The organism is Collinsella aerofaciens ATCC 25986 (assembly GCF_964239575.1).
Classification (GTDB): Bacteria; Actinomycetota; Coriobacteriia; order Coriobacteriales; family Coriobacteriaceae; genus Collinsella; species Collinsella aerofaciens_BQ.
In genome coordinates, this window is record NZ_CAXSQQ010000002.1 from 112,719 (window position 1) to 136,773 (window position 24,055).

Sequence of the window (24,055 nt, forward strand, 5' to 3'; positions counted from 1 at the left end):
TTGGTCCCAAGCTATGTCGCGCATCGTGGTCCCGCAGGCTGTACGTTACGTTATACCGACTATGACCAGCGAGTTCGTTATGCTGTACAAGGACACGTCGCTGCTTTCGAGCGTTGGTGTCATGGAGCTCATGCTGTTCTCCAAAAACCTCACGGCCACCACGGGCAACATTACGCCCTACATTTGCGCCGCACTTTACTATCTGGTCGTGACGATTCCGCTCATCCACATCGTCACCAAGGTGGAGCACCGTCTCGCCGAGCGCAGCAAGCGCTAACCGCTCATACATAGCGTTCACAACCACGACCCGCCGCTTCATCTGAAGATCGGGCCGTGGTTTTTTCGGTTCGCTCGGCGCTTATGCCCTATCACGAAACAAAAGATTGGCATGATAGTAAAGATTATTTGACATCAGCTGCCGCGATCCTTGCGGCAGTACACCTGAGCCGTCAGCAGAAAGGATCTTGCATGTGCGGTTTTGTCGGTTTTACCGGTACAGATGAACAGAGTGAGCTGGTTCTCACGGCCATGATGAATCGCATCATCCACCGTGGTCCCGATATGGGCGGCCAGCATATCGTCGACAACGTTGCCCTCGGCTTCCGTCGTCTTTCGATTCTTGATCTTTCCGAAGCTGGAGCTCAGCCCATGTCGAGCGACGACGGCAAGGTCACGATTGTCTTCAACGGAGAGATCTACAATTTCCAGGAGCTTCGCGCCGAGCTGGAGGCAGCCGGCTACGCCTTCCACTGCAACGCCGACACCGAGGTCCTGGTACACGGTTACGAGGAGTGGGGCGAGGACCTGGTCAACCGCCTGCGCGGCATGTACGCGTTCGTGATTCACGACCAGAACAAGAACAAGCTCTTTGGCGCTCGTGACATCTTTGGTATCAAGCCGTTCTATTACTACCAGGCATCCGACGGCTCGCTGCTGTTTGGCTCCGAGATCAAGAGCTTCCTGGACCACCCCAAGTTTGAGAAGGCTGTCAACCACGACGCGCTGCGCCCCTACCTGACGCTGCAATTCCCCGCCACGGAGGAGACCTTCTTTAAGGGCGTGTTCAAGCTTGCCCCGGCGCATTGCTTTACGTATGACCTGACGACCAACACCATGGACATCAAGCGTTACTGGAGCTGTGACTTCACCGACGACAACTCCAAGACCTTCGAGGAGTACGTGGACGAGTGCGACAAGGTCGTGCACGAAAGCGTCGCTGCACACCGAATCGCCGATGTTAAGGTGGGCTCGTTCCTTTCTGGCGGCGTGGACTCCAGCTACATTGCCGCCTGTCTCATGCCCGACACCACGTATTCTGTCGGCTTTGATTACAAGAACTTCAACGAGACCAACTACGCTGCCGAGCTTTCCGACAAGCTGGGCATCAAGAACGTGCGTAAGATGATTACCGCCGACGAGTTCTTCGATGCGCTGCCCGATATCCAGTATCACATGGACGAGCCGCAATCGAACCTGTCCAGCGTGCCGCTGTACTATCTGGCGCAGATGGCTTCCGAGGAGGTCACCGTCGTCCTTTCGGGCGAGGGTGCCGACGAGCTGTTTGCCGGCTACGAGTGGTACGAGGACACCCCCGAGATGCGCTCCTTTAAGAAGCGCGTGCCGCTCGGCGTACGTCGCGCCCTGGGCTCGCTCGTTCAGCATCTCCCCTACTTTAAGGGCCACAACTTCCTGACGAAATGCGCCGAGGTTCCCGAGCGCTGGTATGTGGGTCAGGCAAAGGTGTTCGATCCCTCCGAGGTCGACGAGGTGCTCAAGCCCGCTTATGACACTGGCAAGAACGCCGCGGAGATGTGCGCCGAGTACTACAAGCAAGTTCCCAACTGCTGCGAGCTTTCCAAGAAACAGTATCTGGATATGAACATGTGGCTGCCGGGCGACATCCTGCTCAAGGCAGACAAGATGTGCATGGCGCATTCTCTGGAGCTTCGCGTCCCGTTCCTGGACAAGAAGGTCATGGAGTTTGCCGAGCACATTCCCGCCAACTACCGTGTTAACGAAGAAGGCTGCAAGCTCGTTCTGCGTCACGCTGCCAACCGCACGCTGCCCGACGAGTGGGCAACGCGCAAGAAGGTGGGCTTCCCCGTACCGGTCAAGTTCTGGCTGCGCGAGCAAAAGTACTACGACTACGTAAAGGAATACTTCACCGCACCGTGGGCTGCCGATTTCTTTGACACCGATGCGCTCATGAAACTGCTTGACGATCACTTTGAGGGTCGCGCGCTCAACCAGCGCAAGATCTATACCACGTTGACGTTCCTCATCTGGTACAAGCGCTTCTTTATCGACGAGGACAAGGGCGCCGAAGTCGCCGCGTAAGTTTCGTTATGAATTAGCGGTGAACAGCACGGGGTTTCCGCTATACTCAATCCCTGCGGGCGATTGGCGCAACGGTTAGCGCAGGTGCTTTACACGCACAAGGCTGGGGGTTCGAATCCCTCATCGCCCACCACTTGATTGAAAAGGCTCCCAGCGATGGGGGCCTTTCCTTTTTGGGCCCATCGCAGAGGGATTCGAACCCGCAAGGGTGCGGAGCTGAGGAAACGCGAAGCGTTTTCCAGCGCAGCACGCGAGGAGCGAAGCGCGCTGTGTTAGGCCAAAACGTCCGACAAAATCTCGATCAGGCTGTCCACGTCGGCTTCCTCGCACACGAGCGGCGGCAGGAAACGCAGCGTGTGGGCACCAGTAGCGTTAATCACGGCGCCGGCGGCCAGCGCGCGGGCAACAATATCATGCGCATCGCCCGCAGCGTCATCCAGATCGCAGCCGAGCATCAAGCCGCGGCCACGTACCTCAGTCACGTGCGGCAGCTTGGCGAGCTTTGCCTCCATATAGGCGCCTACCTTGGCAGCATGCTCGCCATAATCGCCGCGCACGAGCGCGGAGAGCGTCGCGGCGCACGCCGCGACAGCCAAGCAGCTACCGCCAAAGGTCGAGCCGTGGTCGCCCGGCTTAAACACGTCGGCGATCTCCTTCTTTGCCACCACGGCACCCATGGGCACGCCATCGGCAATGCCCTTGGCAAGGCTCATAATGTCGGGTTCCACGCCATAGGTCTGGAATGCAAACGGCTTGCCGGAACGGAAGATGCCACACTGGACCTCGTCGGCGATAAGAACGGCACCCACCTCGTGTGCCAAGTCGCGCGCTGCCGCCATAAACTCCTCGGTCATGGGGTGCACACCGCTCTCGCCCTGAATCGGCTCGAGCATGACGGCGCAGACCTCGCTTCCCAGCTGCTTAAAGATCGAGCGAAGTTCGTCGACATCGTTGGGCGTGCAGGCCACAAAGCCACCCGGCAGCGGGCGGAAGCTATCCTGCAGCCAATCCTGCATGGTAGCGGCAATGGTCTCGAGCGTGCGACCATGAAAGCCGCCGCGCATGCATACGATGGTGTTACCGCCGTTACCGGCACGCTTGGCGTACAGACGCGCGAGCTTCATCGAGCCCTCGTTAGCTTCGGCACCAGAATTGGCAAAGAACGTCTCCCATACCTGCTCGCCCGCAGCCGGGGCACCGAGTGCAGCGGCCGCGGTCTCATCGCCGGCGGCAATGGCATCGGCCAGCACACACGCACCATCTACGTCGTCGTTGGCAAGCTTGGACAGCAACGCTGCGACCTGTCCGCGCTGCTCGATGTAGAAGTAGTTAGACACATGCAGAAGCTTTTTGGTCTGCGTCTCGAGCGCCGAGAGCACTGCAGCGTTGCCGTGGCCAAGGCTGCACACACCGATACCAGCGAGAAAGTCAAGATACTCACGGCCGTCATCGCCGATGAGCTTCATGCCGTGGCCTTCGACAAACTCTACCGGAGAGCGACCAAAGGTATGCATAACGTAATGGGATTCGAGCGATTGTTGAGTTGCAAGTGACATGGGATGCCTTTCGTTGGGCGCCGTACGGCGCAGGGCTATGGGTGCAGGGACGCGACGACCGCGGGTCGGCTAGACCGTCTGGAGCTTCTCGACCTCGTCGAGGTTCTCGGTCAGGCGCGCCGCAAACGTCGAAAGCGGGTGCGGATGCGTATCGAACTCGTAAGCCGTCTCGGTGGAGTGGATCACGGTGCCGACGCCGGCATCGGTCAGCAGCTCCAGGAGCAGCGAATGCGGCGTGGTGCCGTTGATGATGTGCGCGCGGAACACACCGGCGGCAAGCGCATCGACAGCGGCGCGTAGCTTGGGAATCATGCCCTTGTCGACTTCGCCGCCGTAGAGCATCTCATTGACCTCATCGAGCGTCAGGTTGGAGATAAGCGAATCCTTGTCGCTAAAGTCCTTGTACAGACCATCGACATCGGTCAAAAAAATCGCCTTGTGCGCATGAAGCGCCGCTGCAACGGCGCCGGCGGCGGTATCGGCGTTGATGTTGAAGAAGCCACCGTCCTCCCCCGCCGCGACCGTGGCGATAACGGGAATGTACTCGCTGTCGAGCAAACGCTCGATATAGTCGGTGTTGACGTGCGTGACCTTGCCCACGCGGCCGAGCTCTGGGTCGAGTGGCTCGGCGATAAGGGTACCGGCGTCGCTACCGGACACGCCCACGGCCAGGTTGCCGTGGTGGTTGAGCGCCGCGACCAGCTCCTGATTGACCTTGCCGCCCAGCACCTCGCGCACGATATCCATGGTGGCAGGCGTAGTCACGCGCTGGCCGTTCTTAAACTCGACGGGGATGTCGTAGTGGCTGAGCGCCTCGTTGATGGCCTTGCCGCCGCCGTGCACGATAACAGGGCGCATGCCGATAATCTTGAGCAGGACGATGTCGCTCATCACGTCACGACGCAGCTGCTCGTCGACCATGGCGGCACCGCCGTACTTGATAACGACCGTCTTACCGGTCAGGTTCTTAATCCACGGCAGCGCCTCGAACAGCAGCTGCGCGGTAACTTCGTTGGATTCGCTCGAGCGACAATCGCGTGCGAACTTCATAGTCTGCCTCGTCTTTCGTTTAGCTATCGCGCCGTACCTCGTTGCCCGAGATTGCAGCGGGATGCACGGCACATCGGGAGTCTAGGAACGGTAGTCACCGTTAATGGAGATGTACTCGTGCGTGAGGTCGCAAGTCCACACGGTGGTCGCCGCGTCCCCTGCACCCAGGTCTGCCGAGATCACAATCTCGGGCGCCTCAAAACGTCGCAGGGCTTCGTCCTCATCGAAGGGGACCGTCAGGCCATCGCGACAGACGGGCATACCCATCATGTCGATGGACACATCTTCTTGGTTAAACTGCACGCCGCACTTACCGAGCGCCATGGCAACGCGGCCCCAGTTGCAATCGTGGCCGGCAATGCAGGTCTTGACGAGCGGCGAGTTGGCGACGGCACGAGCGGCGATATCGGCCTCCTCGTCGTTCACGGCGCCGGTGACGTTAACCGTCACGAGCTTGGATGCGCCCTCGCCATCTGCGGCGATGTTGCGCGCCAGGCTCTCGCACACCTCATGCACGGCAAAGGCCAGCTCGTCGAAGGCGTCAGAGCCCTCGACAATAGGCTCGGCATCTGCGGCAGCGGCGCCGGAGGCAAGCATGATGCAGGTGTCGTTAGTCGAGGTGTCGGAATCGACCGTTACCTTGTTGAAGGTCTGTTTGACGGTGGAGAGCAACAGGGCATGGAGCGCCTCCGGCTCGACGGGGGCATCGGTAGTGATGACCGCGATCATGGTTGCCATGTTGGGCATGATCATGCCCGAGCCCTTGCACATACCGCCCACCGTATAGGCATTGCCTGCGTGCCCCGCGGCCTCGCTGCGGTAACACACGGCATACTCCTTGGAGTGCGTGTCGGTCGTCATGATAGCGCGGGCGGCATCGGCGCCACCGTGGGCGGAGAGCGCCTCGTAGGCGGCAGGAACGGCAGTCTCAAACGTGTCAATCGGCAGAATCTGACCAATTACGCCCGTGGAGGCGACCAGAATCTGCTGGGGCTCGCAGCCGATGACCTGCGAGGCGATGTTGCAGGTCTCGCGCGCGCAGGCAAGACCGGTCTCACCCGTGGCGGCGTTGGCATTGCCAGAGTTGACCGAAATGCCGGCAATGACGCCGTAGCCCTTGTCGGCGCCGCCCAGGTTGGCACGGCTCACCTGCACGGGCGCCGCACAAAAGCGGTTAGTCGTAAACACGCCGGCCCCGGGACAGGGTTTATCGGGCACGACGAGCGCGTAATCCAGGCGCTCGGGATTCTTGCGGAATCCGGCATGGATTCCCGCCGCCTTAAAGCCGGCTGCCGCCGTTACGCCGCCCTCTACGGCACGAATTATGATATCGAACTGCTCAGCATTCATCGTCTTTATGACTCCTTATATCAAACAAAAAATGGGCATCGGTTGGTGCGCCATGCCAGCCACAATCATGAGACCAGCTTAAGAGTGGCGCCCCACTCGATGCCCGACTACCAAATCGCTAACAATCGAATGTGCTACACCGGGCACGCCACTGTGGGCAAGCCTCGTCGCTCGTCAAAACCAAAGACGATATTGGCGCACTGGACCGCCTGGCCTGCTGCGCCCTTGCACAGATTGTCGATGGCGCCCGTAGCCACCAGAACGCCCGCGCGCTTGTTGAGCGCGAGACCGATCTGGGCGGCGTTGGTGCCGACGACTGAAGCCGTCTTGGGCTGCTGGCCGGCATCGAGTACGCGCACAAAGGGGCGACCGGCGTAGAACTGCTTGTAATGGTCGACAACGTCCTCAAGGGTCAGCGTGTCGATAGCCTGCGGCGCGAGTGGCAGCGTCACCGTGGAGAGCAGGCCGCGCTTGAGCGGTGCCAGATGCGGGGTGAAGACGATGCGGTCGGTCAGGCCAAGAATCTGCTCGATTTCGGGCGTGTGACGATGCTTGCCCACGCCATAGGCCTCCAGGTTTTCGTCCGCGCTGCAAAAATGCGTACGGGCGTTGCAAGACTTACCGGCGCCCGTTACACCGCTGATAGCGTCAACGATCACGGGGCCGCTCTGGGCAACCCAGCCAGCGCGCACGGCAGGCGCGGCGGCAAGGCTCGTTGCGGTGGGATAGCAACCGGCGCAGGCGACCAGCACGGGCTTGCCGTCGGCGTGCTCGGATGCAGCGGTCTCCAAATCCTGGCAGAACAGCTCGGGCAGGCCAAAGGCGCGGGTCTTGAGTAGCTCGGGGCTCGTGTGCTCAGCGGCATACCAGGCCTCAAAGGTGGCCGGATCGCTCAGGCGATAGTCGGCCGAGAGGTCAATGCAGGAGACTCCCGCGGCAAGCAGGGCGGGCACCTGTGCCATGGCAGCCGTGTGAGGCACGGCCAAAAAGACCGTATCGCAGTTCTTGAGCTCGGGGGCATCATGCGTCGTGAAGACAAGATCGCTTACGCCGGCGAAGCTCGGGTACACCGCAGACAACGGCTGGCCGGCATCGGCGTTGGACGTAATGGCAGCAAGTTCAAACTCGGGATGACCGAGGACGAGGCGAATGAGCTCGGCACCGGCATATCCAGCCGCACCGACGATTCCAACCTTTAATGACATATCAGACTCCTTGTCTGCAGTTATGCACCAATGCGCATCCCGCAGCCGTCGTTATGAAGTGGATTGAAACATTAGCACCAAAAGATGCATATATACGCAAATCTTTTACATATTCATGCATTGAAACAGTCCCGACACATTCACTCGAAGGAATTGACAAATGAATACGGGCCCCACATTGCCCAATGCACCTTACGGTGACGTTGCAATGTGGGGCCCGCTACATGCGAGAATTTGAATTGTCGAAGCTTGCTGAGAGACTCGTTTAGAGCTCGACCGGCACCCATTCGTCATGGTTGCAGATAAAGGCCTCGGGTTCCTCCACGCTAAAGAAGACGAGCGTGGGATCGTCTGCGCCCTCGTAGTGCTCGCCTAGGCGCTCCAGGTGCTTCCAGCCTGCCTCGCGCATATCCGGAGCGGCCTGGTCGTCCAGACCCGCATGCCCGCGCAAGATGAGCCAGCCATGGCCCGGCCACCAACTCGTGGCCTCAAAGCGTTGATTTTGCAACAGCTCTTGCCACACGTCTTTGGTGCGCGCCGTTACAAACCACAGCTTGCCGTCCTGGATCTGCGCAAACGAAAACGGACGCACATGCGGCTGTCCGTCAACGCTCGTCGCCAAATACCATGCCGGCACCGACGTCAGATACTCCAACACCGTATTCAATCCGTCCACGTTTCCTCCTGTACTAGCCAGTTTGAGAGCCTGGTTTGTGTGAGCTAGAGCTCCAGGCGCTCCTCGCTGCCGTCGATATCACAGAAGCGGGCGACGATATTGCGGACCGAGAAAAACGCAAGGCGGCCGTCGTTGGCACTATCGTGTTGCTCGCCAATGCCCACCATGTGCTTAAAACCCGCTTGACGCACCTTGTCGCTCGCAGCTGCGTCGTCCTCAAGTGCGGCTTCGCCGGTCAACACGATCCAACATTCCCCCGGCTTCCAGCCCGATACTTCAAACTTGGGATTCGCACTCAGCTCCGCCCACACATCCTTATCGCGCGACGTGCAAAACCACAACTTACCGTCATCGACCATGGCAAACGAAAACGGTCTCACGCGGGGCTGATGTCCGTCGGCCACATCGGTCGTGGCCAGATACCACGCCGGAATGCGCCTGAGATACGAACAGGCGCGCTCAAGCTGAGCCGTGCGGTCGTTGTCGGTCATAGGGACCCCTTTCTTGCGCTCGAATCGCGCCTAAACAAGTTGAAGATTGATGCCGATGACGCAGATGAGCAGCAGCGCCGTCACCACCGCAGCCAACGCATCGCCGCGGCCAAATGCAAGCGCATGCAGACGTGTGCGGCCCTGCTCGCCGTGATAGCAGCGTGCATCCATGGCAGCAGACAGCGTCTCGGCATGGCGGAACACGCCGGTGAACAGCGGGATCGCCACACTGCCGAGCATGCGTACGCCACCGAGCGGACCGCCCGTCACGCGCGCACCGCGGCTTGCCTGTGCATCGGTCGTCTGCTTCATCTCAGTGGCAAACTGCGGCATAAAGCGTAGCGCGATACCCATGATCATGCCGAGCTCGTGCGCAGGAAGTCCCACACGCGCAAACGGCGCGAGCAGGCGCTCAAAGCCCGCGGTGAGGTCGAGCGTCGGCGTGGTGAGTGTAATGGCGCTCATACCGGCCATCATCAACGTCAGGCGGCACGCCATAAAGGCGGCAGAACGCAGTGAGCCCTCGCTTATCTGCAGAAAGCCGAGCTGCCACAGGATGCGCCCACTCTGATCGGTAAACAAGTTGAGCACCGCGACCACGACGACGATTGCCAGCAGCGGCGCCATCGACGACAGAACGCGACGAACCGGCACCCGAGACACGGCATAGGTCAGCACAACGAAAATTGCGACCGGGGCCAGTCCGCGGAAGCCACTGACCGTGAGCGTCGTGATCAGAAACACAAAGCCCAAGAGCAACTTGGTTCGCGGGTCCAGGCGGTGGATTGCACTATCGCCGGGATAGTAGCTGCCAAACGAAAACGCCTCCATCAGCAGCCCTCCTCTCGCGCGACCGTCTTGGATTTAGCAATGTCCGAGACGTTAGAAGAACCGTCTGAGCGACCGATCAGCAAATTTGCCAACTCGTCGGCCAACAACTCAACCGTATAGAGCCCGCCGCGACGCAGCGGCACGCCCACCTCCGTAAGCGCCAGCGCCATACGCTGGGCGGCGGGAACGCCCAAGCCGATCGACTTGAGCTCATCGGCATGCGCAAACACCTGCGCGGGGGTTCCCTCGGCAAACACCGCGCCTTCGTTCATTACGACGATGCGGTCGCAGCAATTGGCCAGGTCATCCATGCTGTGCGAAACCATGACAACGGTCAGGCCCTCGCGATGGAGCCGATCGATGAGCCCTAGGAGATCCCTGCGGGCAGCCGGATCGAGCCCCGCCATGGGTTCATCGAGCACCAGGACTTCGGGCTCCATGGCGAGCACGCCGGCGAATGCCACACGCCGTTGCTGACCGCCCGAAAGCTCAAAGGGACTCTTGTCGCCGACCGTGGAAAGATCGAGGCCCACGCGCGAGAGCGATGACTCGACACGACGGTCGACTTCATCTTGCGGCAAGCCAAGGTTGTGCGGACCAAACGCCACGTCCTGCGCCACGGTTTCGGCAAACAGCTGACGCTCAGGATACTGAAACACCACGCCGACCTTGGCCTTAACCGCAGTGGCGTCTTTCTTGTTTGATAGGTCGACCCCCAGCGCGCAAACGCTTCCCTCCTGGGGACGAATCAAGCCGTTGAGATGCTGGACCAGCGTCGACTTACCCGAACCGGTATGACCTGCCAAACCCAGGAACTCGCCGCGACGCACCGTCAGCGATACATCGCGCAGCGCCCACGGGCTGCTGGGGTCGTTTCCCCAGAGAGCCTGTTTGCTCGATTTGCCCGCAGTGGCCGAGCGCTTATGCCAGCGGCGGCGCTCGCGCGGACTGAGCGAATAACTGTACGAAACATGGGATAGCTCGATGACGGGCTCCGACGCGTTGCCCTCGTTGTCTACCGGAACAGTGCCGTCAGCGATTTCCAACTGGGATGCGGAAGACTGCCCCGCGATGCCTGCCCTACTTCGCTCGGCATAAGCCTGCGCAATCTCGGCGACCATATCCGCCTCACGCACCTGCGCGCAAACGGGCACGCCCTTCGCACGAAGCGCCATGCCCAAACGGCACGACTCCGGCATATCAAGGTTGAGCTGCGCGAGTTCGTCCGCCTGCGTCAAGATCTCCTCGGGCGTGCCCAACATGGCAACGCGGCCCGCTTGGAAGACAGCAACGCGATCGGCCTCAGCGGCCTCTTCCATAAAGTGCGTAATCATCACGATGGTCATGCCGCGTTCGTGCAGCGCGTGACAGGCCTTCATAAGGCCCTTGCGCCCGCGCGGATCGAGCATCGAGGAGGCCTCATCCAAAATGAGAACGCGCGGCTCCATGGCGAGCACGCCGGCAAGCGCCACGCGTTGCTTTTGACCACCCGAAAGCGCATGGGTCTCGTGGTGCTCAAAGCCCACCAGGCCCACGCCCTTCAGCGCCTCGCGTACGCGCTGCGCAATTTGCGCCGATGGCACGCCAAGGTTTTCGGGACCGAACGCAACGTCATCTTCGACAAGCGTTGCCACCAGCTGATCATCGGGATTCTGGAACACCATGCCCGCGGTCGAACGAATGTCGTAGACCAGCTCGGGGTCGGACGCATCCATGCCGTTGATGCGTACCGTGCCCGCGTCGGGCTGCAGCAGTGCATTCAGATGCTTGGCAAACGTCGACTTGCCCGACCCATTACCACCGAGGATGCAGAAAAACTCGCCGTCCTCGATATTCAGATCGACGCCGTCGAGCGCCGGTACGGCACCGTCATAGCTAAAGGAAACGCCCCGACACTCAATCATGCGCGGCCTTTGACCTGGTCCTTTTTAGGCGTGATGAGGTTGGAGACCGCCTTGTACACCGCAAGCGTCAATACCGAATTAAGCACAGTCTTGATAAGGTTGAACGGCAGCACGGCAGGAATCATGAGCGGGGCGATCACATCGACCGAGCCATACCAGAACCAAACGCCGATGGTCAGGTTCGCAACCATGGACAGCGCCGTAGCGGCAATGACGCCGAGCACCAGACCAATCACGGCACCCTTGTAGGTGTGCATCTTTTGGTAGACGATCGCCGCGGGCAGAATAAAGCCCAGCGTAGCGACCAAGTTCATAAGCGCGCCGACCCAGTCACCCGTGGTGAGCGCATGGATAACGATCGCCATGGCGGCAACAGCAGTACCGGCACCGGGACCGTACGCAAACCCGCACACCATCGCCGGCACCAGCGACGGGTCATACGTCAAAAACGGCGCCGAAGGAAGGATGGGCAGCTGCACGTACATAAACAGGGCGCCCAAGGCGCACATCAACGCCATGGTAACGAGCTGTTTGGTGCTCCACCTATTCGTGTTCTCAAAATGGATATGCTGCGACTGTTCAGACATAAGATCACCTGCCTCTTTCATCCGGACTCTAACCGTTGGTACTGGGATCTCACCAGTTCAGCCGGCATGCGAACCAACGCACACCCGGGTCGCGGACTCATCGGCTCGGTCGCAGACACCTCGCCTGCGCCACGGCACCCCTTTGGCACCGCCCGATTTACCGCCAGTGGGGAATTCCACCCCGCCCTGAAACAGCAATTGCAAGTGTAGCACCAGTAGGCTTTCGCGCAAGTATGCCAAGGGTAATTTATGGTAGGGAAACGCCCCACAAATACGCCCGGGATAGAGCGGCGCAACAACAATGCTGCAGCACGCTAGCAACTGATCGCAGGCAAGTACGAAAGATCAAGAAGGGCAGTCAACACAGAATTCCCCGAAGTGCAAAGGGCGCGATTCCACAATCTAACCCGAATTCCACCACAAATTGCTGAGTCAATGGATGTAGACTCAAGCCAGACAGAGAAATTAGGTTTTCCGCCATCTCCCTGTCCTCCGTTTTTTGAAGACCTCCGACAGTGGCTCCAATCTTTAGCCGGAGAACCACAGCTCGGGGGTCAATTCATGTAGCAGGAGATATCATGACAAGAACCGCTGTCCTAATCGATGGAAATTTCTTCCTGAAACGAGCGCGCAGGCTATGGGGAGACACTTCACCCGAAAAGCGCGCATCGGAATGTCATGCCTATGCCCTGCTGCACATATCCGCTAAACGAAAGATGACGCTAGAATACGGCGACCGCTCCCTATACAGAATCTTCTTCTACAACTGTCCACCACTAGAAAACGGCACTTTTAAGCAGCCCTGGGACGAACACAATACCGTGTTCAGCCGGAAGCATCCCTCCAATGTATGGATGTCCGATTTCCACGCAGCCCTCGGGGAGAAGAGGAAAGTTGCGATGCGCATGGGCGAACTACGCTCAGCGAACGCGCATTACAACTTGAAACAAGAATCGCTCAAGAAGCTACTCAAGGGTGAGTTGACAACAACCGACCTCGGGCAGGAAGATTTCACCCTCGTTGGGTTAAAGCAATCCGGTGTTGACATGAGAATCGGACTCGATGTCGCCTCGCTCGCCCATGGGAGAACTGTTGATCAAATCGTTCTCATAGCTGGTGACACAGACTTCATCCCAGTCGCAAAAACGGCCAGAAGGGCAGGACTCGATTTCCTAATCGATCCGATGGGCCACCATCTGCCTAGCGAGCTCATTCTTCAATCTGATGGCATCGAAGATATATCGAATGAGTTCGATCCTGCCGAAGTCAGATAGCAAGTAAGGGGCCGTCCCGCGGGACGGCCCCTTTCATAAACCTCGAGCAAGCCGTCTACCCAAGAACTTGCAAGACGCGAGTCGAGACGAGCCCGCCACTCAATTGAGCAGACAGTCGATTAAAGTCGAACAAATGAGAGATTTCGAAAAGTTGAACAATAATTCAGCACAAAAAGGACCCCTTGTCCGCGGCTCCAAAGGAGCAGGACAAGGGGTCCCAATCTAACCGAGGACGTTCCGGAGAGAAGCCCCCGTCCCGCCCCCGGATTCCCGGTGGGAGTTCTAGACCTTGTCGGCCTTAGTACATACCGCCGCCCTGCTGACCAGCGGTGGCAGCAGCGATAGCGTCCTCAAGCTGAGTGTTCTTGGGCACATCGGAGACGGTGGCCTCGGTGATGAGGATCAGGCTGGCGACAGAAGCAGCGTTCTGCAGGGTGACGCGGCTGACCTTGACGGGGTCGAGAACGCCCATCTCGATCATGTCGCCCCACTCGCCGTTGGCAGAGTTGAGACCCTGGCCGGCGGGCAGCTCGGCAACCTTGTCGACCACGACAGCGCCCTCAAAGCCAGCGTTCTTGGCGATGGTAGCGACCGGAGCGGTCAGAGCCTTCTTGACGATATCGACGCCGATCTTCTCCTCGGGGTCGTCGATCTCGACAGCATCGAGCGCAGGAGCAGCGTCCATGAAGGCGACGCCGCCGCCGGCGACGATGCCCTCCTCGACAGCAGCGCGGGTAGCCTGCAGGGCGTCCTCGACGCGATGCTTGATCTCCTTGAGCTCGGACTCGGTAGCAGCGCCGACCTTGATGACGGCAACGCCACCGGAGAGCTTGGCCAGGCGCTCCTGGAGCTTCTCACGGTCGAAGTCAGAGGTGGTGTTCTCCATCTCGCCCTTAATCTGAGCGATACGGGCGTCGATGGCCTCCTTGGAGCCAGCGCCGCCGACGACGACGGTGTTGTCCTTAGAGATGGTGACGGACTTAGCGGTACCGAGCATATCGGCGGTGATGTCAGCGACCTTCACGCCCAACTCGTCCAGGGCAGCCTGGCCACCGGTGAGGACGGCGATGTCCTCGAGAATGCGCTTGCGGCGATCGCCGTAGCCCGGGGCCTTGACGGCGCAGACGTTGAGGGCGCCACGGATCTTGTTGAGGACCAGGGTAGGCAGAGCTTCGCCGTCGATGTCCTCAGCGATGATGAGCAGGCCACGGCCAGCGCGCTGGACAGCCTCGAGAACGGGCATGATGTCCTGAACGCTGGAGATCTTCTGGTCGGTGATGAGGATGTACGGATCCTTCATCACGGCCTCCATGCGGTCGTTATCCGTGACGAAGTAAGCGGAGACATAGCCCTTGTCGAACTGCATGCCCTCGACGGTGTCGATGGTGATGTCGAACGTCTGGGAATCCTCGACGGTGATGACGCCGTCCTTGCCCACGACCTCCATGGCCTCGGCGATCTTCTCGCCGACCTCGGGGTCACCGGCAGAGATGGTGCCGACGGAAGCAATCTGCTCCTTGGTCTCGACCGGCTTAGCCTGCTTCTTCATCTCGGCGACGGCGGCGTTGACGGCCTTGTCGATGCCGCGACGGATGGCCAGCGGGTTGGCGCCAGCGGCGACGTTGCGCAGACCGTCGTTGACGATGGCCTGAGCGAGCAGAGTTGCGGTGGTGGTGCCGTCACCCACGGTGTCGTTGGTCTTGGTGGCGACCTCCTTCACCAGCTGAGCGCCCATGTTCTCGATGTTGTCCTCGAGCTCGATCTCCTTGGCGACGGAAACGCCGTCGTTGGTGATGGTCGGGGCACCGAACGTGCGCTGCAGCGCAACGTAGCGACCCTTGGGGCCCATGGTGACGGTAACGGCGTCGGCCAGAGTGTTGACGCCCTTGGCGAGCTTAGCGCGGGCATCGGTGTTGAACGTAATGTTCTTTGCCATGGTGAGTAATCCTCCAAAAGAAATGTGACTCGCGTCGCCGCTTCCGAGTCTTATACGGCGGACGCGTTCAAAGACGAATCAGAGATTCTGACGAGACTAGGCCTCGACGACGGCGTAGATGTCGTCGGCGCGCATCAGCAGATACTTCTCGCCGTCGACCTTGACCTCGTTGCCACCGAACTTACCGTAGATGACAACGTCGCCGACCTGAACGTCCATGGGGATGCGCTCGCCCTTGTCGTTGACCTTACCGGCGCCAACGGCAACGATAGTGCCGCGCTGCGGCTTCTCCTGAGCGTTGCTGGCGATGTACAGACCAGAAGCGGTCTTCTGCTCGGCCTCGTCGGGCTTGACCAGGACGCGATCTGCAAGCGGCTTCAAAGACGACATGCTTGTTTCCTCCTTTGTGGGCCGCGCGGTTGGGCCGCGCGGGTTTCCCTACTTCGTTTGCGTACGCGTTGAATGGTACCCACGAATGACGGGTTATACAACACGGAGTCAAAAAATCTTATTTTTTGGCACTTAGATTTTCTGAATGCCGGGGGATAACTTAGCGGTGGCTCCCGCGTGGCTCCGGAGGGCGGGCATAAGGTTTCCTGCTCGGGCAGTCCTGCTCGCACGAAGGCCACATTAAGTGGCCTTCGGCTCGTGCGGAACTCGCGATAAACCTTATGCCCGCCCCTCCGGAGCCACGCGGGAGCTGGGGTTACGTTATCGGGCCCGGCATTCAGAAAAGTCAGTGCAGCAAAATGGCGACGCGGATAGAATGCACAAGATAGGGGCACGTTGTCGGGACGCGCTTTTTTAAGTTGCGGTGGAATAGTTCCTGTTTTTGGGCTTGAAGGCCCCTTTTAGGGACTATTTCACCGCAACTGAGGGATGGGATGTGGGGCTAACGCTCGTAGATTAAGTTACCTGCCAGATAGGTTGCCTGAACCTTGGTAGCCTGGAGCTCTTGGGGGTCGATGGTGAGCGGGTTTTGGTCCAGGACTACCAGATCGGCGTATTTGCCGGGCTCCAGGCTGCCGAGGTTTTGCTCGTCGCCCGCTGCGTACGCGCTGCCAAGCGTGTAGTTGCGCAGGGCTGTTGCTGCATCGATGCGCTCGCTCGGTAACCAGCCGCCCTCGGGCCAGTGGCTTTTGGGGTCCTGGCGCGTGATAGCCGTGTAGAGCACGTTCATGCTGGTAACGGGCGTGATAGGGCTGTCGGTACCGAAAGCTTGGCGAATGCCGCGCTGCTTATAGGTCGCAAACGGCCACATGATGCGGCTGCGCTCCAGGCCCAGATCGCGCTCCGGTCCACCCGGGTCGAGTGTAATGTGACAGGGCTGGCTCGAAGCAACCACGTTGAGCTTGCGCAAGCGATCGATGTCCTTGGGCAGGAGGTTCTCCAGGTGCTCGAGCGTGTTATGGCCGTGCTGGGGCAGGCCGTACAGGTCGGCCGCTTCCTCGAAGATATCCAGCGCGGCATGAATCGCACCGTCACCAATGACGTGGATGCGCACGGTGTGACCGCGCTCCGCGGCAGCGAGGACCAGTTTGCGCATACGCTCGGCCGGAACCGTCAGACGGCCCTGGTCGCCCGGGAAGCGCGGATTGGTATAGGGCTCGGTGAGATACGCCGTGTGTTCGCTCGACACGCCATCGAAGAACTGCTTAAAGCCCGGTGCCGAGAGCAGCGCGTTGTTCGCGTAGCGGGCCTGCAGCTCTTCCAAGCGCGACTGGTCATCCAGCAGCGTGGGGAACAGATGGGCTCGGATGCCCAGCTTGCCGGCTGCCTGCAGTTTGTCGTAGACGTCGTCGCGGATAAAATCGCAGCCCGGCATGGGCATGAGCGACATATCGCATATCGAGGTGATGCCCTGCTCGGCCATACGCCTCATTTGATCGGCGTAAGCGCTTGCGATGCGATCCTCCCCCAGCCACTCAAGGCAGCGCGGTAGCAGCTGCATGGCAGCCGCCTCGTGAGCAATGCCCGTGAGTTCGCCGTTTGCATCCTTGTCGTAACTGCCGCCCGCTGGCGGCTCGCTGTCGCGTGTGACGCCGAGCGCCTCGAGTGCGCGGCTGTTGAGCCAAAGCGTGTGCCCGTCGCCCGAATACATAACGCAGGGACGATCGGGGAATGCCGCATCGAGCGACGCCTTGGTAGGATGCTCGGGCGGGTCCCAACGGTAATCACGCCAGCCCTGCGTCACAACCCAAGCGTCGTCGGGCAGGTCCCGGGAAAACTCGAGCGCGTGCTGCACCAGCGCAGCCTCGGACGTGCCCATATCCATAAGCATGTACGGCGAGGAACCGACCGAGGTATGGAAGAAGTGCAGATGAGCGTCATGGAAACCGGGGCAGACAAACTGCTCGCCGTAGTCGATAACCGACGTGGCGGCGGGAGCGGCGGCGATCACGTCATCGGGCGCACCGACTGCGACGATACGGTCGCCTGCGATGGCAATCGCCAGCTCGCGGGCGGTATCGATGTCGTCTTGCGCGGTAAAGACGTTCTTGGAGCGGATAATCCGATCGATATGTTGCATGGGCATCCCCATCTCTGGCAGGAAATTCAACACCCCCGAGTGTACTCCCCCGCCCTTGTAACAAAACCCCAAGCGGCAAACGGCAACTTTACCAGCCCTAGCGGCAGGTGGCATACTGGAGAGAGCCTGTACGATTTTGCGATCAACCCAGCAAGGAGCAAATCGACCATGACGAAGACCAAGGCACAGCAGATTATGGCGGCGACCGAGGCTCGCGCGGCTGACGACGTCACCGCAGCCATCAAAGATATCGCTACCGAGTTTGAGCCCTATATCATCAAGCAGCGCCGCCACTTCCATAAGCACCCGGAGCTGAGCCTCGCCGAGGAGCGCACGACCTCCGACATCGCCAACCAGCTCGACGCCATGAATATCCCCTACGAGCGTCCGCTCAAGACCGGCTTGGTGGCAACGCTTCGCGGCACCGCGCCCGACGCCTATCGCGAGGACGGCACGCCGCGCCGCCGTATCCTGCTGCGCGCCGATATCGACGCCCTGCCCGTCACCGAGCAGACCGGCGAGGAGTTCGCCAGCGTCAACGAGGGTTGCATGCACGCCTGCGGTCACGACTGCCATATCGCCATGATGCTCGGCACGCTGCAAATCCTGCGCCATATGACCGACGACATCCACGGCGAGATCCGCATCGTCTTCCAGCCCAGTGAGGAAAACGGCCAGGGCGCAAAACTCATGATCGGCACGGGTGTGCTCGACGGCGTCGACGGCGCCTACGCCGCGCACATTTGGAGCGAGGTCGATGCCGGCACCGTGAGCTGCGAGCCCGGCCCGCGCATGGCCAATACCGACTGGTTCCGCATCGACGTTCGCGGTACCTCATGCCACGGCGCCATGCCCCAGCGCGGCCACGACGCCGTTATGGTGGCGGCAGAGATTGTCAACGCCCTGCAGACCATCGTCTCACGCGAAATCAGCCCCTACGAGCCTGCTGTCATCACTGTCGGCGAGCTGCACGGCGGCACCGCACGCAATGTCATCGCCGGCACCGCCTACCTCGCCGGCACGGTGCGTACCTATGGCGATTCGACGCACGAGGAAATGCCCGAGCTCATGCGCCGCATCGTGGAGCATACTGCGGCGGCCCTGGGCGCCGAGGCCGAACTTACCGACTACACCATCGCCAACTATAAGGTCGAAAACGACGCCGCCTCGAGCGAGCGTTGTCGTCAGGCCGTGGTCAAGTGCCTGGGTGCGGCCGGCGAAGGCCATTACCGTGGCACGCTTTCGGGCGAGGACTTCTCGGAGTATCTGCGCCGCGTACCGGGCGTGCTCGCCTTTGTTGGCACACGCAACCCCCAGATTGGCGCCACGTACGCCCAACATTCTTGCTTCTACAAGATTGACGAGTCGGTACTGTCCAAGGGTTCCATGATAGCCGCCCAGTATGCCATCGACTTTTTGGCCGAGCCCACGCAAGAGGAGCTCGACGGCCCCACGATCGCCGCGGTTGCCGAAACCAACCCCGACTTGGCCGCCAAACTGCGCTCTGCCAAGGCAACGGCCGCTGAGGCGCGCGACGCCATGCACGATGCCCGCACCGCCCGCCATGCCGCAATCAAGGGCATCCACGATGCGCGGGCTGCTGCACGCCGCGAGGGGAAGCACGACGAGTAGTCGATTCGCTGGCATCTCGCAGTCATAGCCACATCGCGATGTCAAAGCGGGGGCGGACGTTTCGACTCGTCCGCCCCCGCTCATTTGTCAAACGCTATTTCTACCATTTCAACCCCGTCCCTAAATCGCAGAGCCAGCGTGGGGGTTCGAGGTGGATGATATCGGTGGGAACTCCGGCGGGAGCGTGACCACCAAAGAGCAGGCCCGCGTCTGCCGGGTTGATAAGGCGCACGATCCATACGGCGACGACCAGCACGCACAACATGGCGACCGCAATGTCGATACCACGCTTTAGCTTGCTCGATGCTGTCTCCTTGCGCACGAACGCGAGCACGAACGCAATCGGCACCACCCAAAACAGCGGATGGTAGGCAAAGGCTGCCGCAAAATCGAGGCGCAGCGCCGCCAGCCACGCCCTCGTCATACCGCATCCCGGACAAGGAATGCCCGTCATCAATCGAAAAATGCAGCCGATGTCGAGCAGGTAGAGCGCGAGCCAGGCGACAAAGAGCGCGCCGGTGCAAGAAAGGGCGCGGCGAAGGAGCTCCGCCGTGCCCTTATGTCCCTGGGAGCTGTTCACGCCGCCTTTATTGTTAGGCATGAGCGCCAAGACGGATGTTGTAAGCCGTTGCCATGGCATTGGTATTATTGATGATGATGTTCATGGCAAAGATGGGGCCAAGACCGCACAGCAGCACGCCGATGATCTGCCACAGAAGAACGGTGGTGCCGTTTTCCTGGAACACCAGGCCGTAGCGAGGAGCGTTGGCCTGCAGGCGGTTGCCAATCTTGTAATACCAGTAGTACGCGTAGAAGCCGCAGGTCACAAATGACAGCAAGATGAATGCCGCCAGACCCGGCGTGGAATCGCCGTCGTCCTGGCACATGACATTGATGTCGCGGGCCAAGCAATACAGGAAGTAGAACGAATAGATACCGCAGGTCACAAGAGAGAGCAGCAGCCAGCCGATCAGGCTGCGGTCAGCCTTGACGGGGCCATAGCCCATCGGAGCGGATGCGGACTGTTGGGCGTACTGACCGGTGTACTGCTGCTGAGGCTGGGGCGCGGGCTGAATAGTCTGGGCCGGAGCGGGCTGGGGCTGCGGGGCCGCAGCGGCAGAAGCAGCACCAACGGCGGATCCGCAAACAGGGCAGAATTTGGCATCATCCGAAATGGGAGAACCACAAGTGGGACAGAACATAAGCTTCTCCTTTTCCTAAGGCGTTGCACGCCTTCAAACCTTACACGTCTATGTTCTCAACAATAGCCGCGACGTTGTTGCGCAACATTGGCCAATTTCCGAGAAATTATGCTGCAACCGTTTTCCCAGGCATTTTCTTGCTTCCGCAGTAGAAAAAGGCACCCCGGGCTCAGTTGCCCAGGGCGCCTCGACCGACTATTCGGTTTGATTGTTTTCGGCAGCAGGATTATCGCCCGGCTCATCCGCCGGCGTGGCAACGGCATTCCAATCGGGCTCCGCAGGCGTCGCCTCGGGCGCCGGGGCAGGCGCCGGGGCAGGTGCCGGAGCAGGTGCAGGGGCAGGTGCCGGAGCAGGTGCCGGGGCAGGCGCAGCACCAGTGGCGGCCGTGGGGTTGAATCCCGCAGGAGTAGGCTTCTTCTCACCCGGGAGCACAAACGTCAGGACATCGTCGGCATCCTCATCGGCCCACTCGCTGGCATGACGTGCCGCCCAATAGCCAACGGCGCGATACTTGAGCATCTTGCCAAACACAGTCAGGAACACCGTGACAAAAGCAACGATCATCAAGAACAGGATGAGCGTAATGCCGCCGCCCTCGATGATTGCCTCTATGCCCGACGGGCGAGAATAGTAGCCATAATAGCCGTAGCTGCTAATTCCCAGCGCGGCGATAAAGCCAAAGAGGGCAGTGAAGATCCACGTGATAATGTTCGACACGATGCCCGTCAAAAACTCGGGAAGAATCGAGGCGCAGAATAGCTTGCCCAGGTTGGCCTTATAAGACTTCCAGACCTTCTCGAGCGAAAACGCGCTTTCCACGCGCCCCGCGACGGCAAAGTGCATCACGGCGGCATCACCAAACATCTTAAAGAAGATGCCCAGTACCACCGACACGATCATGGCAAAGACAAGCAGCCCCATCGAACCGATGAGGGCACCCTCAAGACCGCTCGAACCATTGAAATAATATGAACCGACGGCACCGATCACGACGCTCTCGATAGCCGAGAACACCACGCCAATCACCGGAATAATGGCTACGAACTCGAGCACACCGGTAATGACAGACGAGAAAATGCCCAATCCAAACGAGGTCGAGCGCAGCAGCGGACGCTCCATGCCGTTATCATCCTTGAGCGACAGGTCACGACCCCACTCGATGGCAAAGCCCGCGCCGCACACGCTTGCCACGTACGCGAGCAAAAAGCCAATGGCCGCTGCGATACCGCCGATAACGGGGATAAACAGCACCAGCACCGAGACAACACAGATCAGAGCCGGCAAAAAGGCGATTTGGCATACGCGAACCAAGGCGCCGGGAACCTTAAGCATGTCGTTGAAGGCCTGAGCCATGCAACCCTTGGGCGCGTTCATAGCCGGCTGGGGCGCAACGAACGGCTGCGGCTGCGGCTGGACAAACGGCTGACCCTGCGGCTGAGGTTGAGCTTGCGGAGCGGGACCGGCGGCCTTGACCTCGGTATTAGGGGCACCGCACACGCCGCAGAACTTGTCGTTATCGCCCATGGGGGCGCCACACTGCGAACAGAACATCGAAATCATCCCTTCGTATCTAGAGCGAATCACCTGGATCGCAAACGATGTCTTTGGCATCATTATCGCCCAATATGGGGACAAATACCCCAAGATGACCGATTTGCAACGTGGGTAGCTTTATTCAATGATTCAAAGTGCGCACCAGGGCTAGTTCGTGCCGCGGAAGCCCTTGCCGACGATTTCGGAGCTATCGACGATGGTGATGAAGGCACCAGGGTCAATCTCGCGGGTATAGCGGCGCAGTTGCACTGCCTCGCGACGGCTCAGCACGCTCATAATCACCGTGACGCACTTGCCCGAGAAGGCGCCGTAACCACGGCTGATTGTTGCTGTGCGGTTGAGATGCTTGACGATAAACTCCTCGACCTTGCGCGGTTCGGCGCAAATAATCGTGCAGACCTTACGAAGGTGAATGCTCTCGATGGCCTTATCGACCACGAGCGTCTTGGCAAACAGGCCGAGCACGCAGTACAGGCCGACGCGCGGGCCATACAGGAAAGCCGCGATGGTTACGATGCCGATATCGACCAGCAACAGGGCGCGGCCAATCTCGAGCGTCGTGCGGCGCTTGAGGATCATGGCAAGAATGTCGGTGCCGCCCGTCGAGGCGCCAATGTCAAAGACAATGGCACTGCCCAGCGCCGGCAAGATGACGGCAAAACACAGGTCGAGCCACATATCGCCCGTCATCGAAACATCCGTCGGAATGAAGAGCTCAAACAGCGAGACGTAGGCCGAAAGCGCAAACGAGGCAAAGACACTCCAAAGGATTGCCTTGCGCTCCAAAAAGATAAAACCCAGGATGACCAGGACCGCGTTGATAATCCACATAAAGACGCCGACGGGCAGAGTCGGGAACAGCGTGGAAAGAATGACCGACACGCCCGAGGTGCCGCCGAAGGCAAAGTGATTGGGCGTTTTAAAGGCTACGATGGCAAAGGCCGTGAGGATCAGGCCCAGGTTGAGCTCGGCAAAAAAGCGCGGAAAGTCTGGCTCCTGGCTGCGCTTGCGGCCGGCGCGCTCGCCACGTTCGATATCCTCGCGACCGACAACGCGCTCCATCGGCACCACGGGAGGACGATGCACCTCCTCGGCAGCACGCGATGCCGCCTCTGCCGCAGCGGCCTCAATCGCCCATGCCTTGCTTTCGGTCTCGTGTTCGTCAGCCATTACGGCAACCCCTCGTTAACAATTTAGAAACAATGCGCCCATTAGGGTAACGCGGAACGTAACGAATGCAACCCTTAGTTAGACGAGCGGTATGCCTGCATCGGGGGCATACAAATAACGGCCGGCCGCACATACATCCGTGCGACCGGCCGTTTAACGTTTTCGCAGGTAAAACCTGTCAAAACAAACCCATCTTTTTTGTTAGGTTACTCGTGCTGGCTGGTGCGATGCTCGTACTCCTCGGGGGTGATGACATCCTCGATGCGCAGGTTGACGCCTGCCACCTCAAGGCCGGTCATCGCGGCCAGACGCTCGGTGACGCGCGCCTTAACGTCGTCAAAGATCGCAGGCGCATAGGCACCGTACTCGATAATGACCGAGATGTTGACGACCACGCGGTTGTCGTCGGTGACCTCGACCGTCACGCCCTTGGTCAGGTTCTCGGCACCAAACTGTTCCTGCACAAAGTGCATAAGGTTACCCTTCATGCCCAGAACGTGCGGTACCTCGCGGGTGGCCATGGCGACGATCTTCTCGATCACGCCGTTGGAATAGGTCAGCGAGTCCTCGGACTCGTCCGCCTCTTCGTCCATCTCCTCGTCGTCCTCATCCGCATCGGACTCGGCCTCGACGAGCGCCTCGTTCTCGAGCGTTACGTCCTCCGCCTCGGCGGCGACGGCCTCGTTCGTCTCGAGCTCGGTATCGGCTACATCGACCTTCGTGTTAAAAGCCATGGTTCCTCCTTATGCCTGCCGCGGATGCGACAGTCG

At 60.0% G+C, this 24,055-nt stretch carries 21 protein-coding genes, 1 tRNA gene and 1 riboswitch; of the genes, 5 read left to right on the forward strand and 17 right to left on the reverse strand.

All coding sequences use genetic code 11. The features are described 5' to 3' along the window. The first annotated feature begins 13 nt into the window (after positions 1 to 13). From ACESUZ_RS02385 to ACESUZ_RS02395, 3 genes are all read left to right on the forward strand, one after another. Positions 14 to 277 carry an ABC transporter permease subunit gene (locus tag ACESUZ_RS02385; protein ID WP_373198222.1) on the forward strand — a complete coding sequence of 88 codons (264 nt, stop codon included), beginning with the start codon at positions 14 to 16 and terminating at the stop codon, positions 275 to 277. Between the two features lie 191 nt (positions 278 to 468). Beyond that, positions 469 to 2,337, forward strand: coding sequence for an asparagine synthase (glutamine-hydrolyzing) (gene asnB, locus ACESUZ_RS02390; RefSeq protein WP_035137562.1), 1,869 nt, complete (start codon positions 469 to 471; stop codon positions 2,335 to 2,337). A 57-nt stretch (positions 2,338 to 2,394) separates the two neighbouring features. Further along, a tRNA-Val gene (locus tag ACESUZ_RS02395) sits at positions 2,395 to 2,470 on the forward strand. A 139-nt stretch (positions 2,471 to 2,609) separates the two neighbouring features. Here the strand turns inward: ACESUZ_RS02395 and ACESUZ_RS02400 are convergent. From ACESUZ_RS02400 to ACESUZ_RS02440, 9 genes are all read right to left on the reverse strand, one after another. Next, positions 2,610 to 3,893: an aminotransferase class III-fold pyridoxal phosphate-dependent enzyme gene (locus tag ACESUZ_RS02400; RefSeq protein ID WP_373198224.1), complete on the reverse strand. Its 1,284-nt coding sequence runs from the start codon at positions 3,891 to 3,893 to the stop codon at positions 2,610 to 2,612. Between the two features lie 69 nt (positions 3,894 to 3,962). Next, positions 3,963 to 4,943 (reverse strand): acetylglutamate kinase, encoded by a 981-nt coding sequence (gene argB, locus ACESUZ_RS02405; RefSeq protein ID WP_346968916.1) that lies wholly within the window; start codon positions 4,941 to 4,943, stop codon positions 3,963 to 3,965. Positions 4,944 to 5,024: 81 nt separating this feature from the next. Beyond that, entirely contained in the window at positions 5,025 to 6,293 is a 1,269-nt protein-coding gene (gene argJ / locus ACESUZ_RS02410) for a bifunctional glutamate N-acetyltransferase/amino-acid acetyltransferase ArgJ (protein WP_373198226.1), read from the reverse strand. A gap of 134 nt (positions 6,294 to 6,427) precedes the next feature. After that, the gene (gene argC, locus ACESUZ_RS02415) at positions 6,428 to 7,498 is read right to left on the reverse strand and encodes an N-acetyl-gamma-glutamyl-phosphate reductase (RefSeq protein WP_373198227.1); all 1,071 of its coding nucleotides are present in this window, start codon (positions 7,496 to 7,498) and stop codon (positions 6,428 to 6,430) included. A 265-nt stretch (positions 7,499 to 7,763) separates the two neighbouring features. Next, the gene (locus ACESUZ_RS02420) at positions 7,764 to 8,174 is read right to left on the reverse strand and encodes a pyridoxamine 5'-phosphate oxidase family protein (RefSeq protein WP_373198228.1); all 411 of its coding nucleotides are present in this window, start codon (positions 8,172 to 8,174) and stop codon (positions 7,764 to 7,766) included. A 44-nt stretch (positions 8,175 to 8,218) separates the two neighbouring features. Further along, a complete protein-coding gene (locus ACESUZ_RS02425) occupies positions 8,219 to 8,665 on the reverse strand; it encodes a pyridoxamine 5'-phosphate oxidase family protein (protein ID WP_195232441.1) in 447 nt (148 codons plus the stop codon). Positions 8,666 to 8,695: 30 nt separating this feature from the next. Then, a complete protein-coding gene (locus ACESUZ_RS02430) occupies positions 8,696 to 9,496 on the reverse strand; it encodes an energy-coupling factor transporter transmembrane component T family protein (RefSeq protein ID WP_373198230.1) in 801 nt (266 codons plus the stop codon). Next, positions 9,496 to 11,400 (reverse strand): energy-coupling factor transporter ATPase, encoded by a 1,905-nt coding sequence (locus ACESUZ_RS02435; protein WP_373198232.1) that lies wholly within the window; start codon positions 11,398 to 11,400, stop codon positions 9,496 to 9,498. Before ACESUZ_RS02435 ends, ACESUZ_RS02430 begins: the two co-directional genes overlap by 1 nt. Further along, positions 11,397 to 11,987, reverse strand: a complete 591-nt coding sequence (locus ACESUZ_RS02440; RefSeq protein ID WP_271738599.1) for an ECF transporter S component — start codon at positions 11,985 to 11,987, stop codon at positions 11,397 to 11,399. The genes ACESUZ_RS02435 and ACESUZ_RS02440 overlap by 4 nt, the downstream gene beginning before the upstream one ends. 5 nt (positions 11,988 to 11,992) lie before the next feature. Further along, a riboswitch (FMN riboswitch) is annotated at positions 11,993 to 12,185 on the reverse strand. Positions 12,186 to 12,565: 380 nt separating this feature from the next. Here ACESUZ_RS02440 and ACESUZ_RS02445 point away from each other — a divergent pair. Next, a complete protein-coding gene (locus tag ACESUZ_RS02445; protein ID WP_373198234.1) occupies positions 12,566 to 13,261 on the forward strand; it encodes an NYN domain-containing protein in 696 nt (231 codons plus the stop codon). A 298-nt stretch (positions 13,262 to 13,559) separates the two neighbouring features. Here the strand turns inward: ACESUZ_RS02445 and groL are convergent, their stop codons facing one another. From groL to ACESUZ_RS02460, 3 genes are all read right to left on the reverse strand, one after another. Continuing rightward, entirely contained in the window at positions 13,560 to 15,197 is a 1,638-nt protein-coding gene (gene groL / locus ACESUZ_RS02450; protein WP_006234938.1) for a chaperonin GroEL, read from the reverse strand. Between the two features lie 96 nt (positions 15,198 to 15,293). Next, positions 15,294 to 15,587, reverse strand: a complete 294-nt coding sequence (gene groES / locus ACESUZ_RS02455) for a co-chaperone GroES (protein WP_040358989.1) — start codon at positions 15,585 to 15,587, stop codon at positions 15,294 to 15,296. Positions 15,588 to 16,089: 502 nt separating this feature from the next. Beyond that, entirely contained in the window at positions 16,090 to 17,733 is a 1,644-nt protein-coding gene (locus tag ACESUZ_RS02460; protein WP_373198237.1) for an amidohydrolase, read from the reverse strand. Between the two features lie 162 nt (positions 17,734 to 17,895). On the opposite strand from ACESUZ_RS02460, the gene ACESUZ_RS02465 reads away from it, so the two are divergent. Further along, positions 17,896 to 19,359: a M20 family metallopeptidase gene (locus ACESUZ_RS02465; protein ID WP_373198239.1), complete on the forward strand. Its 1,464-nt coding sequence runs from the start codon at positions 17,896 to 17,898 to the stop codon at positions 19,357 to 19,359. Positions 19,360 to 19,459: 100 nt separating this feature from the next. Here ACESUZ_RS02465 and ACESUZ_RS02470 read toward each other — a convergent pair whose 3' ends face one another. From ACESUZ_RS02470 to ACESUZ_RS02490, 5 genes are all read right to left on the reverse strand, one after another. After that, positions 19,460 to 19,960 carry a DUF2752 domain-containing protein gene (locus ACESUZ_RS02470; protein ID WP_373198241.1) on the reverse strand — a complete coding sequence of 167 codons (501 nt, stop codon included), beginning with the start codon at positions 19,958 to 19,960 and terminating at the stop codon, positions 19,460 to 19,462. Further along, a complete protein-coding gene (locus ACESUZ_RS02475; RefSeq protein ID WP_152073374.1) occupies positions 19,953 to 20,561 on the reverse strand; it encodes a DUF4234 domain-containing protein in 609 nt (202 codons plus the stop codon). The genes ACESUZ_RS02470 and ACESUZ_RS02475 overlap by 8 nt, the downstream gene beginning before the upstream one ends. A 195-nt stretch (positions 20,562 to 20,756) precedes the next feature. Beyond that, positions 20,757 to 22,112: a DUF4013 domain-containing protein gene (locus ACESUZ_RS02480; RefSeq protein ID WP_373198243.1), complete on the reverse strand. Its 1,356-nt coding sequence runs from the start codon at positions 22,110 to 22,112 to the stop codon at positions 20,757 to 20,759. Between the two features lie 150 nt (positions 22,113 to 22,262). Further along, positions 22,263 to 23,285, reverse strand: coding sequence for a YitT family protein (locus ACESUZ_RS02485; RefSeq protein WP_373198245.1), 1,023 nt, complete (start codon positions 23,283 to 23,285; stop codon positions 22,263 to 22,265). Between the two features lie 206 nt (positions 23,286 to 23,491). Further along, complete coding sequence (locus ACESUZ_RS02490; RefSeq protein ID WP_373198247.1) at positions 23,492 to 24,019, reverse strand: Asp23/Gls24 family envelope stress response protein; 528 nt, start codon at positions 24,017 to 24,019, stop codon at positions 23,492 to 23,494. Between the last annotated feature and the right edge of the window lie 36 nt (positions 24,020 to 24,055).

Bases quoted from the DNA above. Each gene is read 5' to 3' on its own strand.
- ACESUZ_RS02385 (WP_373198222.1), top strand. From the start codon at position 14: ATGTCGCGCATCGTGGTCCCGCAGGCTGTACGTTACGTTATACCGACT.
- asnB (WP_035137562.1), top strand. From the start codon at position 469: ATGTGCGGTTTTGTCGGTTTTACCGGTACAGATGAACAGAGTGAGCTG.
- ACESUZ_RS02400 (WP_373198224.1), bottom strand. From the start codon at position 3,893: ATGTCACTTGCAACTCAACAATCGCTCGAATCCCATTACGTTATGCAT.
- argB (WP_346968916.1), bottom strand. From the start codon at position 4,943: ATGAAGTTCGCACGCGATTGTCGCTCGAGCGAATCCAACGAAGTTACC.
- argJ (WP_373198226.1), bottom strand. From the start codon at position 6,293: ATGAATGCTGAGCAGTTCGATATCATAATTCGTGCCGTAGAGGGCGGC.
- argC (WP_373198227.1), bottom strand. From the start codon at position 7,498: ATGTCATTAAAGGTTGGAATCGTCGGTGCGGCTGGATATGCCGGTGCC.
- ACESUZ_RS02425 (WP_195232441.1), bottom strand. From the start codon at position 8,665: ATGACCGACAACGACCGCACGGCTCAGCTTGAGCGCGCCTGTTCGTAT.
- ACESUZ_RS02430 (WP_373198230.1), bottom strand. From the start codon at position 9,496: ATGGAGGCGTTTTCGTTTGGCAGCTACTATCCCGGCGATAGTGCAATC.
- ACESUZ_RS02435 (WP_373198232.1), bottom strand. From the start codon at position 11,400: ATGATTGAGTGTCGGGGCGTTTCCTTTAGCTATGACGGTGCCGTACCG.
- ACESUZ_RS02440 (WP_271738599.1), bottom strand. From the start codon at position 11,987: ATGTCTGAACAGTCGCAGCATATCCATTTTGAGAACACGAATAGGTGG.
- ACESUZ_RS02445 (WP_373198234.1), top strand. From the start codon at position 12,566: ATGACAAGAACCGCTGTCCTAATCGATGGAAATTTCTTCCTGAAACGA.
- groL (WP_006234938.1), bottom strand. From the start codon at position 15,197: ATGGCAAAGAACATTACGTTCAACACCGATGCCCGCGCTAAGCTCGCC.
- groES (WP_040358989.1), bottom strand. From the start codon at position 15,587: ATGTCGTCTTTGAAGCCGCTTGCAGATCGCGTCCTGGTCAAGCCCGAC.
- ACESUZ_RS02460 (WP_373198237.1), bottom strand. From the start codon at position 17,733: ATGCCCATGCAACATATCGATCGGATTATCCGCTCCAAGAACGTCTTT.
- ACESUZ_RS02465 (WP_373198239.1), top strand. From the start codon at position 17,896: ATGACGAAGACCAAGGCACAGCAGATTATGGCGGCGACCGAGGCTCGC.
- ACESUZ_RS02470 (WP_373198241.1), bottom strand. From the start codon at position 19,960: ATGCCTAACAATAAAGGCGGCGTGAACAGCTCCCAGGGACATAAGGGC.
- ACESUZ_RS02475 (WP_152073374.1), bottom strand. From the start codon at position 20,561: ATGTTCTGTCCCACTTGTGGTTCTCCCATTTCGGATGATGCCAAATTC.
- ACESUZ_RS02480 (WP_373198243.1), bottom strand. From the start codon at position 22,112: ATGTTCTGTTCGCAGTGTGGCGCCCCCATGGGCGATAACGACAAGTTC.
- ACESUZ_RS02485 (WP_373198245.1), bottom strand. From the start codon at position 23,285: ATGGCTGACGAACACGAGACCGAAAGCAAGGCATGGGCGATTGAGGCC.
- ACESUZ_RS02490 (WP_373198247.1), bottom strand. From the start codon at position 24,019: ATGGCTTTTAACACGAAGGTCGATGTAGCCGATACCGAGCTCGAGACG.